Raw genomic sequence first — 14,104 nt, forward strand, 5'->3', positions numbered from 1 at the left:
GGGATCGAGCCCAGTCAGCGTCAGATCGTGGCCGTTACCGGTGCCGTCAATCGACGGATCATCACCCGCGAACCACTCCGCCTCATTGCGCTTGGCACCGTCCCCGCAGTCCGTCCACGACCCCAGCACGATCCCCGACACCGGCTCGAACCACCCCGCCCGCACCAGCTGCGTCAGGATCCGGTCCAGCCGGTAGGGCTCCTCACCGATGTCCTCGAGCAACGCGATCGCACCCGGCACCGGCGGCTCCCACCGCGGCCCGCCCACAGACGCCGCCAGCAACGCCGCGTTCCCACCCGTCAGCACCCCACGAGCGGTACCGGGCACCACAGGCGTTCCAGCGGTCCACGACCGGACACCCTCGAACAACACCTCGAAAAGCCGAGACTGGGCCAGCGGGTCGTCGACGAAGTCGGACGTGCCCGGCATCGGCCCGAACACCGTCGGCAACCCGACGAGGTTCAGCTCGGCGTGCAGCACCGTCACGTCCGAGGAGCCCACGAAAACCCGGGGCGGCAGGTCCTTCCACGGCACGAGGTCGGTCATCCGCAGACACCCGTACCCGCCCCGTACGCAGAACACCGCGGCCACGTCCGAGCACCACGCCGACACGAACTCCGCTGCCCGCGCCGAGTCCGAACCCGCCAGGTACGGCAGCGACCACGGCTGCACCACGGGTGTGGTGACCTCCAGGCCCCACGACCGCAACACCGCGACACCCGCGGCGAGCTTGGAGGGCTGGGCCGGGCCGGCCGGTGACACCAGCGCAACCCGATCCCCCGCGGACAGCAAGCTATGGATCACTCGGACAGTTCCAGCACCGGCACGCCCGGCGGCTCGAACCCGAACACCTGGCCGTAGAACGACAGCTCCGCCTCCAGCGCGGTCTTGATGTTCTCGGCCTTGCGGAAGCCGTGCTGCTCGCCCTCGAACGTGATGTACGCGTGCGGGATCCCCGACCCGGCCAGATCGGCGGCGAACCGGTCGGCCTGCTCCGGCGGGCAGATCTCGTCCTCCAGGCCCTGCAACAGCAGCACCGGTCCGGACACCGACCGCGCCTTCGTCGACGGCGACCGGTCCCGGTAGCGGTCCGCGGCCTCGGGGAGCGTGCCGACCAGGCCCTCGACGTAGCGGGACTCGAAGTCGTGCGTCTCGCCACCCTCCGACGTCCACCCCGCCAGGTCCAGGATCGGGAACGCGACCATGCCGCACCGGTAGACGTCGGTGGAGGTCAGCGACGCGGCCGACGTCCAGCCACCCGCCGAACCACCGCGGATCCCCAGCCGTGCGGGATCCGCCGTACCCTCCTTCGCCAGCTGCTGGGCCACGAACGCGCAGTCCTCCACGTCCACGACACCCCACTGCTCGCGCAGCCGTTCCCGGAACGCACGGCCATACCCGGTGGAGCCGCCGTAGTTCACCGCCACCACACCGATGCCACGGCTGGTGAAGTACGCGATGTCGGTGTCCAGCTTCGGCAACGCACGCCCGGTCGGCCCGCCGTGCACGTGCACCACGTACGGCGGCAGCTCGCCCTCGGGCCCGGCGAAGTCCGGGTTCGACGGCGGGTAGACGTAGGCGGGGATCTCGCCGAACATCCGCTCCACCGGCACCGGCAGGTACGCCGTCTCCGGCGACTCGTCGCCACCGGTGAGGTAGGTCGGCTCGCCGTTCGACAGATCCAGGCGCACGACGGCGAACTCCGACGCCGGCCCGGCCGCCCCGCAGATCACCACACCGTCGCGCACCGACAGCTCCGGCGCCCACGTCGGCAGGTCGGTCTGCACGTCGTCACCTCGCGCTGCGCTCGTCGAGCACCGCCAGGTGCCCTGACCGCACGACCAGGTAGCGGCCCGGCGAAAGCGTGGCGAACCAGCGGTTGCCCAGCCTCCACATCGGCCCGCCCAGCTCCTCCTCGCACGGCGCCAGGTTCTTGCGGGTGCCGTCGGGAGCGACGCGGAACAGGTTCCACCAGCCGTCCGGGTCGGTCAGTGCCAGCAGCGAGTCGCCCTCCCACTCGAACTGGCACACCGCCTCGGTGTCCGAACCGGACACAACACGATGTTCGGACGAACCAACAGAAGCGACGCACAGTTCGGTGCCGTCCCACGGCATCTGCGGGTGGTTCCAGCCGATCCACGCGTACTTCGTGCCGTCCGGGCTGATCTTCGGGCCGGTCATGAAGTGGTGCGAGGCGCCCAGCACGCGCACCTCACCGGAAGCGGTGATCGCCACCAGGTCGCGGCGCACGTCCGTGCGGGCCTCACCGGTGATCGTCTCCCGCACGCACCACACCTCGCCGTCCGGACCCGCGGACAGGTCGGCGTAGCGCACTCCGTGGTGGCGCTGGGGTTCCGGCGTCAGCGGCGTGGGCTGCGGGCTGTCCGGGTCGAACACATACACGCGCTGGTCGTCCCAATGCGTGAACGCCACCCGGTCCTCGGAGAGCACCACGAACGGCCGGCGCCGTACTCGTGCACCCGGTTGCGGGCGTTCCACGGCGCGGGCAGCACCTCCACACCGTCGCGCACCAGCGCCACCCTGCCGCTCTCGGCGGGACGGCTCTCCGCCCACCACACCCGTTCGCCGTGCAGGTCGGCCCACTGGAACCCACCGCCCGGCTTGGAGGTGTCGCCGGCGCTGATCGGCGAGGTCCACGTACCGTACGAAGCGATCTTCACCACAACCCGACCCTATACGCGGAGTGTTTGGTGGGGGAGGACCTGCCGACGATCTCCGCGTGGCCTAGGGTCGTAGGTGCCATGGCTCGCGTCATTCATGTATTCCGCGCACCCGACCGGTTCATCGCAGGGACCGTCGGGCAGCCCGGTGACCGCACCTTCTACCTGCAGGCCTCCGAGCAGAGCAGGTTGATCAGCGTCGCGCTCGAGAAGCAGCAGGTACAGGTTCTCGCCGAACGCATCGGCTCGCTGCTCGAGGAGGTGCACCGCCGCTTCGGCACCGACGTGCCCGACGACGCACCACCGGACGACCTCGACACCGAACCCCTCGACGTGCCCGTCGAGGAGGAGTTCCGCGTCGGCACCATGGGACTCGGCTGGGACGCCGAGTCCAAGGCCGTCGTGATCGAGCTCCTGGCGATCTCCGAGGAGGAGGTCGACGAGGCCGTCGTGCTCGACGACACCGAGGAAGGCCCCGACGCCGTGCGGGTCTTCCTGTCCCCGTCCGCCGCCCGCGCCTTCGCCGAACGTGCCGACCGCGTTGTCAACGCCGGCCGCAAGCCCTGCCCCCTGTGCGCGGAACCGCTCGACCCCGACGGTCACATCTGCCCGCGGCAGAACGGCTACCGCCGCACAGAAGAAGACTGAGATGGACACCTCCGCGGCCCTGGAGTTGCTGAACCACGGCCGCATCGAGGTCGAAGGCCGCCTGGTCGACGCCTCCAACGCCACCTTGTTCTGCAAGATCGCGCTCGACGGCGTCGACGCCCAGTGCGTCTACAAACCCGTGCGCGGCGAACGGCCGTTGTGGGACTTCCCCGACGGCACGCTCGCCGGCCGCGAGGTCGCCACCTACCTGATCTCCGCGGCCGGGGGACTGGACATCGTGCCGCCGACCGTGCTGCGCCCCGGCCCGTTCGGCTCCGGCATGGTCCAGCTCTGGGTCGACACCCGCGAGGAAGACGAGCTCGTCGACATCATCGGCGTCGACGAGGTCCAACCGGGCTGGATCCCCGTCTTCCACGCCCACGACCGCTTCGGCGAGCCCGCCGTCCTCGTCCACGCCGACCACCCGCGCATCGCCCTGATGTCCGCCTTCGACGTCGTCGTCAACAACGCCGACCGCAAAGGCGGCCACGTCCTGCACGCGCTGGACGGCGCGATCTACGGCGTCGACCACGGCATCTGCCTGCACACCGAACCCAAACTCCGCACCGTCCTGTGGGGCTGGGCCCGCGAGCCCCTGCCCGCCGAGGTCCTGGAGTCGTTGCGCCGGCTCAGATCGGAGCTCGACGGAGCACTGGGGGAGTCGCTGCACGACCACCTCACGCGCGCCGAGATCAGGGCCGTGGGGGAGCGCACCGACAAGCTGCTGGCCGCGGGCGTCTACCCCGAACCCTCCGGCGACTGGCCGGCAATTCCCTGGCCCGCGTTCTGAACCATGCGTGACCCAGCATGATCCACCCGCGCATGATCTACCCGCCCAAGCCCGGTCCCGGTGACCGGGTCGCGATCGTCTCCCCGGCCTCGGGCCTGCCCGGCCTCTTCCCGCTGCCCCACGAACTGGGCCTGAAGCGGCTGCGCGAGGACTTCGGCCTGGAGCCCGTCGAGTACCCGGCCACCCGCAAGCCGGGCTCCAGCCCGCAGGAACGCGCCGCCGACCTGCACGCCGCGTTCGCCGACCCCACGATCACAGCGGTGATCGCGACCATCGGCGGCGACGACCAGATCACCGTGCTGCCGCACCTCGACGCCGGGCTCATCACGGCGAACCCCAAGCCGTTCTTCGGCCACAGCGACAACACGAACCTGCTGGTGTGGCTGGCCAACCGCGGCATCGTCGGCTACTACGGCGGCAGCGTCATGGTCCAGTTCGGCCGGCCAGGCGCCATGCACCCCACCACCGCAGGCTCGCTCAAGGCCGCCCTGTTCACCTCCGGCGAGTACCGGCTGACCGAGAGCACCGCCTACGGCGACAAGGACAGCCCCTGGGACGACCCGGCTGCCTTCGCCGCCGAACCCGTGCTCGAGCCGAGCGGCGGATGGATCTGGCACCAGCCCGGCCGGACGGTGCGGGGCCGGTCGTGGGGCGGCAACCTCGAGATCCTGTCCTGGCTCATGATGGCCGACCGGGAGATCAACGCCCCCGAGCACTACGACGGCGGGGTGCTGTTCTTCGAGACCTCCGAGGAGATCCCGTCCGCGACCGAGGTGTACCGGATCCTGCGCAACATGGGCGAACGCGGTCTGCTGCGGCGGTTCGCGGCCGTGCTCGTCGGCCGGGCCAAGTCCTGGTTCTTCACCAACCAGGACACCGACCGCGCCACGCACACCACCGCGCAGCGCGAAGCGGTCCTGAAGGCCTTCGCCGAGTACGCGCCGGACACGATGATCGTGTTCGACGTCGACCTCGGCCACACCGACCCCCAGGTCGTCATCCCCGTCGGCGGCACCATCGAGGTCAACGGCCCGGAACGCACGATCACCGTCACCTACTGAACAAACCGCACCATTGTTCGCCCATTGATACAGCCCAAATGAGATGCGCTGGCATTGACGTGCGGATCATCGTGCCCCTATCTTCATGTGGGCGTTCTGACCTGCGGAAACGCATGAATTGTGAATGCGGGACACGGGTGACATGAGCAATTTCGAACGGATCGTCGTGGTCGGCGCGGCCGATCTCGGCGCGAGAGCGGCCGCCTGTCTGGCCAGAAGGTTCGGGCCGGTTCACCTGATCGGACCAGGCGCCGACGCGCTCGCCGGCATCGGCGTGCGGTGCTACCCGCTCGCCATCGTCCGCGACTTCGACCTCGACACCCCCGCGGTGATCGTCGACAACGACGGCGGCCGCCTGCAGCGCCTGGTCTGCGACCGGCTCGTCGTGGCCGGCTGGCCGATCCCGCTGCTGCCGGTCAACAGGTGGGTCGTCGGCGGCAAGGTCGCCGTCGCCGGTGACGGCGCCGACCTGCGGCTGCTCTCCACGTGCTTCGACGCCAACGGCCTGTGGCGCCCGGCGCTCGCCGACTACCAGTTCCGGCGCCAGGCGCGAGCCGCGTGATCGGCGAGGACGCCCGAACCCGGCTGACCCGCCGTTTCGGCGACGACGTGACCGGGTGGATCGAAGCGCTGCCCGACCTTCTCGCAACTCTCACCGCCCGCTGGGACCTCACCGTCGTCGAGCTCATGCCCGGCAGCACCGGCACCACCTTCCTGTGCACGAACGCAGTGCTGAAGCTGTGCCCGGACCACGAGGTCGCCGCTCTCGAAGCCAGAGCGCTCACCGCGTGGGCCGGCACCCCGGCGATGGTCGACCTGCTGGACACCGACCTCGCCCACGGCGCGCTGCTGCTCGAAACGATCAGCCCCGGCACACTCGCCCCGGACCCCGCGAAGGTCGTCCCGCAACTGCACGAGGCGAACCCGGCCGGCTTCCCGCCGCTGACAACCCGCGTCGACTTCCTCTTCGAGACCCTGCTGACCCGCCGCACCGGCACCTACTACGCCGCCGAACACCGCCGGGCCCGCGCACTCGCCGAGGACAACGTCAAACCCGTCCTGCTGCACGGCGACATGCACCCCGGCAACGTCCTGCAAGGCCCGCGCGGACCGGTCGCCATCGACCCCAGAGCACACGCCGGCGACCCCGCGTTCGACTGGATGGACTTCGTGCACGGCAACCACGACCTGCACGGTGCCGACGTGGACCTCGACCGTGTCCACGAGTGGTTCACCGCCTTCAAACCCTTCTACAGCTAGGGTTCCCAACCGTGCGTTCCCACGACTACGGCCGCGACATCCTGTCGACCCCGAAACGCAAGAAGGTCCCCGAGATCCCGGCCGAACCGGGCCTGGTCGTCGAGGACCCCGCCAGCGGCTTCTGCGGCGCCGTCGTGAAGTTCGAGCACGGCCACGTCGTCCTGGAGGACCGCCACGGCCGCCACCGGCTGTTCCCGCTACACCCCGCCGGCTTCCTCGTCGACGGCCAGCCGGTCACCCTCGTCAAACCCCCGCCACCGCAGCAACAACCCCGCATCAGCGCCTCGGGCTCGGTCAAGGTCGAAGGGCTGCGCGCCAAGACGGCCAAGGCCAGCCGCATCTGGGTCGAGGGCAAACACGACGCCGAGCTCGTCGAACGCGTCTGGGGCCACGACCTGCGCGTCGAAGGCATCGTCGTCGAACCGCTCAACGGCGTCGACGAGCTCCCGCAGCGCATCGCGGAGTTCGGCACGGCCCCGAACCGCCGCCTGGGCGTCCTCGTCGACCACCTCGTCGCGCGCTCCAAGGAGCAGCGCGTCGTCGACCAGATCCGCGACGAGAACGTCCTGGTCACCGGCCACCCGTACGTCGACATCTGGCAGGCCGTCAAACCCCGGGCCGTGAAGATCGAGGCCTGGCCCGTCGTCCCGCGCACCGTCGGATGGAAAGAAGGCGTGTGCGCCGAGCTCGGCTGGGGCGAGACCTGGCAGGGCTGGCAGCGGGTCCTGGGCGCCGTCAGCAGCTACCGCGACATCGAGTCCGACCTGCTGGGCGCCGTCGAGCGGCTGATCGACTTCGTCACCGTCCCCCGGGACTGACCCGCGTGTAGTGGGCGACGATCACGCCCTTGGTGGTCGTGACGCTGCCGGTCAGGGAGAACTCCGTCAGCGGGGCAGGCCCCTCGAACAGCCGCGCGCCGCTGCCCAGGGTCAGCGGATGGTTCACCAGCGTGTAGCGGTCGACCAGGCCGGCCGCGTGCAGCGAACGCACCAGCGACGCGCTACCGATGACCGACAGATCACCGCCGAGCCGCGAGACGGCCTCGATATCGCGCAGCAGCACCGAGTTCTGCCACGCGTCCGCGTCCAGCAGCGTCCGCGACACCACGTACTTGCGCGCCGCGTTCATGTGCGCGGTGAACGGGTTGCCGTCGGTCGCCCCCGCCCACACCGTGACGAAGTCCTGCCAGGTCCGCCGGCCGAACAACATGTCGCCGGGCCGCGCCATGCCCTTGCCCATCTCGGCGGCCAGGACGTCGTCGTTGTACCGGGCACCCCACCCGCCGTGCACGAAGCCGCCGCGGGTGTCCTCGTCGGGCCGCCCCAGCCCCTGCACCACCCCGTCGAGGGTCATGAACATCGTGGCGGAGATCGAACTCATCGCCGTACCCCTTTCCCGCGAGAAACCCTGTCACCGGCCACACGAACGGCCGGGCGCGGTTTCGACACCGCCGGTTGATCGATTTCGTCACGGTCGAGGGCCCAGCACGGTGAATCTCGGAGCCGCGCGGTCCCCGTTGGTGTATGTATGGGCCATGGCCGCGCTGATCTGGCTGATCGTCGGGATCCTGCTCGTCGTCGCCGAGGTTCTCTCCGGTGACTTCGTGCTGGTCATGCTCGGCGCCGCCGCGCTGGCCGCGGCCGGAGTGTCCGCACTGGGCGCCGGCGACCTGGTGAGCATGCTCGTCTTCGCGGTGTCGTCGGTCGGCCTGATCGTCGGAGCCCGGCCCTTCGTCAAGAAGCGGCTGCAGCTCGGTTCCGGGATCAGAATGCACCACGAGGCACTGCTCGGAAGCAGGGCCATCGCGTTGTCCCAGGTGGACGAGCACGGCGGGCAGGTGAAGATCGGCGGCGAGACCTGGAGCGCGCGCACCCTGGACGGGTCCGTGGTCGAAGCAGGCGAAGCCGTCACCGTTGTCGAGATCTCGGGCGCGATGGCCGTGGTGATCGCCGCGGTATGAGCGCTCCCAGGAGGGTGTGAACCGAGTTGGACCCGATCACCGCTGTGGTCGTGGCCGTCATCGCGATCTTCGTGCTGACCATCGCCGTCAAGTCGGTGCTGGTCATCCCGCAGGCGCAGGCCGCTGTCATCGAACGCCTCGGCCGCTACCGCAACACCGCGGCACCCGGCCTGAACATCATCGTGCCGTTCATCGACAAGGTGCGGGCCCGCATCGACCTGCGCGAGCAGGTCGTGTCGTTCCCCCCGCAGCCGGTGATCACCCAGGACAACCTCACGGTGTCCATCGACACGGTCGTCTACTTCCAGGTCACCGAACCGCGCAGCGCGGTCTACGAGATCTCGAACTACATCGTCGGTGTCGAGCAGCTCACCATCACGACGCTGCGCAACCTCGTCGGTGGCATGAGCCTGGAGGAGACGCTCACCTCGCGCGACCACATCAACGGTCAGCTGCGCGGTGTGCTCGACGAGGCCACCGGCCGCTGGGGTCTGCGCGTGGCCCGCGTGGAGCTGAAGTCCATCGACCCTCCACCGTCCATTCAGGACTCGATGGAGAAGCAGATGCGCGCCGACCGCGAGAAGCGCGCGATGATCCTCACCGCCGAGGGCCAGCGGGAGTCCTCGATCAAGACCGCGGAGGGCCAGAAGCAGTCGCAGATCCTCGCCGCAGAGGGCGCCAAGCAGGCCGCGATCCTCACCGCCGAGGCCGAACGCCAGTCCTCCATCCTGCGGGCGCAGGGTGAACGTGCCGCCCGCTACCTGCAGGCACAGGGCCAGGCCAAGGCGATCGAGAAGGTGTTCGCCGCGATCAAGGACGGCAAGCCGACGCCGGAGGTGCTGGCCTACCAGTACCTGCAGACGCTGCCGCAGATGGCGCAGGGTGACGCGAACAAGGTCTGGATGATCCCGTCCGACTACGGCAAGGCCCTCGAAGGGTTCGCCCGCATGCTCGGCGCACCCGGCGACGACGGCGTGTTCCGCTACGAGCCACCCGCCGACACCGGCGAGCGGCCCAAACCGGAGCAGGACGACCCGTCGGTCGCCGACTGGTTCGACACCGCCCCTGACCCCAAGGTCGCCGCCGCCGTCGCCGCCGCGGAGGCCGTGGCGCGCAAGGAGGTGCCCGGCCCGCTGAGCACGACACCGCGATCGGTCGGCGCCGCCTCCCCGGTACCGGAGCTGGAGACGGAGCAACCGCGCTCACTGCACCAGCCCGACGAACAGCTCTGAGCACGACACCTTCAGCGGCCCGTCCCGGACACACCGGGGCGGGCCGCTCAGTCGCGTGACCAGCGGAAACAGAAAGTTCGAGAAAATTCCGGGCCACGTGTCGATAGAACGGCGTGCCCGTTCGACCTGAGCGTGAAAGGGTCCACAACGGACCCGACGATCCCACTGGGGAGTGACCACACATGAAGTTCATGCTGATCTGGCGCGTGACCTCCGACGAGGCCTGGGGCAACCTCGGCGAGATCGACTTCGACCAGATGCTCGAGACCGTCGGCAAGTTCAACGAGGAGCTGATCGAGGCCGGCGTCCTGATCGCCGCCGAGGGGCTCGCCCCCGCAGAGGAAGGTGTGGTCGTCGACTTCTCCTCCGAACCGCCCGTCGTCACCGACGGCCCGTACGGGGAGACCAAGGAGCTGTTCAACGGCTTCTACCTGATCAACGTCCCCACCATCCAGGACGCGATCGAGTGGGCCAAGCGCACTCCGATGACCGCCGCCGGCTTCAAGACCGAGATCCGCCGCGTCCCCACGATCGACGAGTTCCCCCAGGACAACGAGTGGATCAAGAAGGAACGAGCCTGGCGCGAGGCGAACAACCAGCTCTGATCTGATAGGCCCATGAGCGACCCCACGGGCCGCAAGGCCGTAGCCGCGGTGTGGCGCATCGACTCCGCGAGGATCATCGGTGCGCTGACCCGCTACACCGGCGACTTCGCGCTGGCGGAGGACCTCGCCCAGGAAGCACTCGCCGAGGCGCTGGTGACCTGGCCGCGCGAGGGCGTGCCGAACAACCCGGCCGGGTGGTTGCTCACGGTCGGGCGGCGCCGCGCGATCGACGCGTTCCGCCGCCGCAGCACCCGTGACGAGAAGTACGCCGCCCTGGCCCACAACCTCGCCGAGGGCGGCGCTCTCACCGGCGCCACCGACCCCGGACCCGCACCGGACGACGTGCTGTGGGACCCCGACCAGATCGACGACGACACCCTCGCCCTGATCTTCACCTCGTGCCACCCCGTGCTGTCACGCGAAGCGGGGGTCGCGCTGACGTTGCGCGTGATCGGCGGTCTGACCAGCGACGAGATCGCGCGGGCGTTCCTCGTGCCGACCGCGACCGTGCAGGCTCGCATCACCAGGGCCAAGAAGACCCTCGGCGCGGCGAACGTGCCGTTCGAGGTCCCGCCGGTCAACGAACGCCCGGCACGCCTCGCGCAGGTCCTCAGCGTCCTCTACCTGATCTTCACCGAGGGCTCCTCTGCCAGCTCCGGCGACGAGGTCATGCGCCTGGACCTCGCCGGGGAGGCCCAGCGCCTCGCCAGGATCCTGTCGCGGCTGATGCCGGAGGAACCCGAAGTCCACAGCCTGCTCGCCCTGCTGGAACTGACCGCCGCCCGTTTCCCGGCCCGGCGAGGTCCCGACGGCGAGACGATCCTGCTGGAGGACCAGGACCGGCGCCGCTGGGACCGCTCCGCCATCGCCCGCGGCCGCGCCGCGCTGGCCGCCCGGCCGGCGCTCGCCGACCCGGCAACGGCAACGGCAACGGCAACGGCAACGGCAACGGGTAATGGTGACGCTCAGGTGCGGGCATGTCCATCCGGCCGGGGTGACGTCGAACCTGTGTGCCGGGTGGCGGCGAGTTGCGTCGTGACAGCCCGATGGAAACCCGAGTAAGACCCACACCTGTGGGCGCGGGTACTGCCACGGGAAGACCGCGCCGACCAGGTGCGGCCAACGTCGGTGTCGCAAGGTGCCGGCTGCTTGAACGCGGCGGATGTACATCTGTGCTCACGCTTCAGGCAACGGAACGGGATCACGAACATCCTGCGGGTCCTCATGGGACCGTCCACTCCGGACACGTTCGCGCCGCAACCGCTGTCGACGACCAAGCGCAGCGGCAACGGGGCGAACGTGTCCGCACGAAACGGCGTGCAGCCTCATCCAGTCGAGACCACGGGCGTCTGTCGTCAGGGCAACGAATCGGCTCGCGACCTGCGAGCGACGGCGAGCTGGGTCATGTACCGCTTGACGACCCGGCCGCCGTAGCGCGTGTCGATGAGCTGCCGGATGTCCGCGATCAGCTGGTCGCGGGCAGGCAGCGCGATGTGGTTCGAGTACGTGAGGAGCAGGTCTGCGTACGCCTCGGTGTCGTAGGCCTGCTCCCACTCGTATCTGTGGAACTCCGGTTCGTCGAAGAGATCGCTCTCGTCGAACTCGCACGGGATCTCGGAGGCGGGGGAGAGCCGCAGGCCGGGCGGGGTGGCGGGATCCCAGCGCTCGTAGCACTCCTGCACGTCGACGAAGAACTGCGACGTGCCACCCGCGATGTGGTGCGTGGAGATCACCGCCAGTGCGCCGTCAGGCCGCAGAACCGCGGCACATCGAGCCATGCGAGTAGCGGGGTCGAGCCAGTGGAACGCCGTCGCGGACACCACGAGATCGAACGGTTCCGCCGGCAGCGGCCATTCGTCGAAGTTCGCGACGACCACGTGGGCCGCAGGTGCGTGCGAGCGCGCGACAGCGGCCAGCTCCGGGCTCAACTCGACGGCGGTCACGTCACCGAGCGCGGTGAGCGGCAGCGTGGCCTGGCCGGTACCGGCTCCGATCTCCAGGATCCGTGAGCCGGAGAGACGGGAGAACAGCTCCGGCGGATAGGTGGGACGTGCCCGGTGGTAGCGGGCCGCGTCCTCTCCGAACGTGGTGCGCAAACGCTCGCGGTCGGTCACCCGCCGAATTCAAGCGACCGCGATGGCAGCGCGTCCATCCCGTTTCGTGCGAAACCCGCCCACAGGCTCCGCACGGTCTTCGCCAGCGAAGGGTCCGGCTCCTGCCCGGCCAGCATGCCCGCGCCAGACCAGGCAGCCGGGTCGAACAGGAACGGCAGCTCCATGCAGTGGCACGCACCCAAAGGTGCTCCGGAAGGCGTCCACTTGAAGTTGAAGGTGGCGGCCTGCCCACCTGCCTTCATCCAGTCCTCGGCCAGCTGACGGGCAGGACCGGCGAAGACGAGCTCGGTCGCGATCGCCCAGGCATCAGGCTGTTCAGCCACGTACGGGCTGGCGTCGTCCTGTGTGTGCCCGACGAGCAGCTCGATCCTGGAAGCCGGCGCGGCGAGATTGATCTCGTCCAGGACCGGGCCGAACGGCATGCCGCCGGCCGGGCCGAACCGCGCCGCCATCGCCGGGACTTCCTTCTGCACGGCCAGCACGTCGTCCACCGACGTGGAGGCGTCGACGGTGACGAACTCGCGCAGGCCGACGTCATGTCGGCGCGCTCGGGGCCGCGGGCGCCCAGCGGCGCGCTCTGCAGGATCGCGCGGTGGAACAGGACTTCGTCGGTGGCGACCATCAGCGCGTACACCGAGTCCGCGCCCGCCGACTGACCGAACGCCGTCACGTTCGCGGGATCGCCGCCGAACGCGGCGATGTTGTCCCGCACCCACCGCAGTGCGACGAGCTGGTCCAGCAGTCCGAGGTTGTCCCGCAGGTAACCGAAGACGCCGAGGCGGTAGCTCACGCTGACCACGACGACGCCCTCGGACGCCAGCAACGAAGCGTCGTACTTGGTGGACTCCCCGCTGCCCGTGACGTAGGCGCCGCCGTGGAACCAGACCATCACGGGCAGGTCTGCCGCGCCGACCGGCGCGGTGACCGAAAGAACCTGGCAGTGCTCGTCGAACACCAGGCCCTCGACCGAGCTGCCGACCACCGAGACGAGCGACGACGGCGGCTGCGGGCAGGCAGGGCCGCGCCGGGTGGCGTCGAGCACGCCGTGCCACGTGTACGGCTCGGGCTCGGCGAACCGGGAAGCCGTCGCATAACGGACACCGCGTGCCCGCACGAGGCCTTCGGAGACCTCTGGCTCGAGCGTGCCCGCAGTGGTGTTGATCAGCATGAACACGACTCTAGTGCGCGACCTGGACCTGGTAACCAATTCCACAGCGTCTCGATTCGGCGGGAAGACCGAGACAGGAGCACCATGTGACGGTTGAGAAACGAGACCGAGGAGGCGCCCGGTGCGGGCTACGACGATCTACGGCACCCGTGACATCCGCGTTGAGGAGGTGCCGGACGCGGCCGTCAAGGAGGCCACCGACGTCGTCGTCCGGGTCGAGCTGGCCTGCATCTGCGGCAGTGACATGTGGGCGTACCGCGGTGTGGCCAAGCGTGAGGGCGGGCAGCGGATCGGGCACGAGTTCCTCGGCATCGTCGACGAGGTCGGCAGCGACGTGCACAGCGTCAACGTCGGCGACCGGGTCATCGCACCGTTCGTGTGGAGCGACGGCACGTGTGCGTACTGCCAGGCCGGGCTGCAGACCTCGTGCCGCAGCGGTGGGTTCTGGGGCACCAGGGGCCAGCGACGGTCGTGAGGTGAGGCCGTGCGGCCGTGCCGCTCGGCCGACGGCACGCTGTCAGGGTCCCCGCGGACGTGGCCGGCCGACTGCTGCCCGCATTCTGAGGCCTGAGGCGTCGGTGATGG

General features: G+C 69.7%; 16 protein-coding genes and 1 pseudogene. 11 read left to right on the forward strand and 6 right to left on the reverse strand.

What is annotated here, in order from left to right; all coding sequences use genetic code 11:
- Both FXN61_RS38725 and FXN61_RS38730 read right to left on the reverse strand, forming a co-directional pair.
- On the reverse strand, positions 1–804 hold an 804-nt coding region (locus FXN61_RS38725), incomplete at its 3' end, for a S66 peptidase family protein (RefSeq protein ID WP_167978878.1).
- Positions 801–2,684 (reverse strand): annotated as a pseudogene (locus FXN61_RS38730) (prolyl oligopeptidase family serine peptidase). The pseudogene FXN61_RS38730 and the gene FXN61_RS38725, both read right to left, overlap by 4 nt.
- A 78-nt stretch (positions 2,685–2,762) precedes the next feature.
- Between FXN61_RS38730 and FXN61_RS38735 the strand changes: the two are divergent.
- The 6 genes from FXN61_RS38735 (at position 2,763) to FXN61_RS38760 (ending at position 7,258) form a co-directional block, all read left to right on the forward strand.
- Positions 2,763–3,329: an Rv2134c family protein gene (locus tag FXN61_RS38735; RefSeq protein ID WP_167978879.1), complete on the forward strand. Its 567-nt coding sequence runs from the start codon at positions 2,763–2,765 to the stop codon at positions 3,327–3,329.
- A gap of 1 nt (position 3,330) precedes the next feature.
- The gene (locus tag FXN61_RS38740; protein WP_167978880.1) at positions 3,331–4,119 is read left to right on the forward strand and encodes an Rv2133c family protein; all 789 of its coding nucleotides are present in this window, start codon (positions 3,331–3,333) and stop codon (positions 4,117–4,119) included.
- A gap of 17 nt (positions 4,120–4,136) precedes the next feature.
- Complete coding sequence (locus FXN61_RS38745; RefSeq protein ID WP_223165793.1) at positions 4,137–5,180, forward strand: S66 family peptidase; 1,044 nt, start codon at positions 4,137–4,139, stop codon at positions 5,178–5,180.
- 142 nt (positions 5,181–5,322) lie between these two features.
- Positions 5,323–5,742: a hypothetical protein gene (locus tag FXN61_RS38750; protein ID WP_167978881.1), complete on the forward strand. Its 420-nt coding sequence runs from the start codon at positions 5,323–5,325 to the stop codon at positions 5,740–5,742.
- A complete protein-coding gene (locus FXN61_RS38755; protein WP_167978882.1) occupies positions 5,739–6,440 on the forward strand; it encodes an aminoglycoside phosphotransferase family protein in 702 nt (233 codons plus the stop codon). Before FXN61_RS38750 ends, FXN61_RS38755 begins: the two co-directional genes overlap by 4 nt.
- A gap of 11 nt (positions 6,441–6,451) precedes the next feature.
- Entirely contained in the window at positions 6,452–7,258 is an 807-nt protein-coding gene (locus FXN61_RS38760) for a DUF3097 domain-containing protein (RefSeq protein ID WP_167978883.1), read from the forward strand.
- On the opposite strand, the gene FXN61_RS38765 is transcribed toward FXN61_RS38760, so the two are convergent.
- A complete protein-coding gene (locus tag FXN61_RS38765; RefSeq protein WP_167978884.1) occupies positions 7,239–7,820 on the reverse strand; it encodes a dihydrofolate reductase family protein in 582 nt (193 codons plus the stop codon). The genes FXN61_RS38760 and FXN61_RS38765 overlap by 20 nt on opposite strands.
- A 154-nt stretch (positions 7,821–7,974) precedes the next feature.
- Here FXN61_RS38765 and FXN61_RS38770 point away from each other — a divergent pair, with 154 nt between their 5' ends.
- From FXN61_RS38770 to FXN61_RS38785, 4 genes are all read left to right on the forward strand, one after another.
- Positions 7,975–8,400: an NfeD family protein gene (locus FXN61_RS38770; protein WP_167978885.1), complete on the forward strand. Its 426-nt coding sequence runs from the start codon at positions 7,975–7,977 to the stop codon at positions 8,398–8,400.
- Between the two features lie 35 nt (positions 8,401–8,435).
- A complete protein-coding gene (locus FXN61_RS38775) occupies positions 8,436–9,632 on the forward strand; it encodes an SPFH domain-containing protein (protein WP_312878338.1) in 1,197 nt (398 codons plus the stop codon).
- A 182-nt stretch (positions 9,633–9,814) separates the two neighbouring features.
- Positions 9,815–10,237, forward strand: coding sequence for a YciI family protein (locus FXN61_RS38780; protein WP_167978887.1), 423 nt, complete (start codon positions 9,815–9,817; stop codon positions 10,235–10,237).
- Positions 10,238–10,249: 12 nt separating this feature from the next.
- Positions 10,250–11,299, forward strand: coding sequence for an RNA polymerase sigma factor (locus FXN61_RS38785; RefSeq protein WP_246292571.1), 1,050 nt, complete (start codon positions 10,250–10,252; stop codon positions 11,297–11,299).
- Between the two features lie 293 nt (positions 11,300–11,592).
- On the opposite strand, the gene FXN61_RS38790 is transcribed toward FXN61_RS38785, so the two are convergent.
- Genes FXN61_RS38790 through FXN61_RS55905 form a run of 3 tightly spaced genes read right to left on the reverse strand, consistent with a single transcriptional unit; the run spans position 11,593 to position 13,519 of the window.
- Positions 11,593–12,351: a class I SAM-dependent methyltransferase gene (locus FXN61_RS38790; RefSeq protein WP_167978888.1), complete on the reverse strand. Its 759-nt coding sequence runs from the start codon at positions 12,349–12,351 to the stop codon at positions 11,593–11,595.
- The gene (locus FXN61_RS55900) at positions 12,348–12,593 is read right to left on the reverse strand and encodes a hypothetical protein (RefSeq protein ID WP_312878337.1); all 246 of its coding nucleotides are present in this window, start codon (positions 12,591–12,593) and stop codon (positions 12,348–12,350) included. Before FXN61_RS55900 ends, FXN61_RS38790 begins: the two co-directional genes overlap by 4 nt.
- Positions 12,590–13,519, reverse strand: coding sequence for a carboxylesterase family protein (locus tag FXN61_RS55905; RefSeq protein WP_223165795.1), 930 nt, complete (start codon positions 13,517–13,519; stop codon positions 12,590–12,592). Before FXN61_RS55905 ends, FXN61_RS55900 begins: the two co-directional genes overlap by 4 nt.
- 121 nt (positions 13,520–13,640) lie before the next feature.
- Between FXN61_RS55905 and FXN61_RS38800 the strand changes: the two genes are divergently transcribed.
- The gene (locus tag FXN61_RS38800; RefSeq protein WP_167978889.1) at positions 13,641–13,994 is read left to right on the forward strand and encodes an alcohol dehydrogenase catalytic domain-containing protein; all 354 of its coding nucleotides are present in this window, start codon (positions 13,641–13,643) and stop codon (positions 13,992–13,994) included.
- Positions 13,995–14,104: the final 110 nt, after the last annotated feature.

Source organism: Lentzea indica, assembly GCF_012184385.1.
Classification (GTDB): Bacteria; Actinomycetota; Actinomycetes; order Mycobacteriales; family Pseudonocardiaceae; genus Lentzea; species Lentzea indica.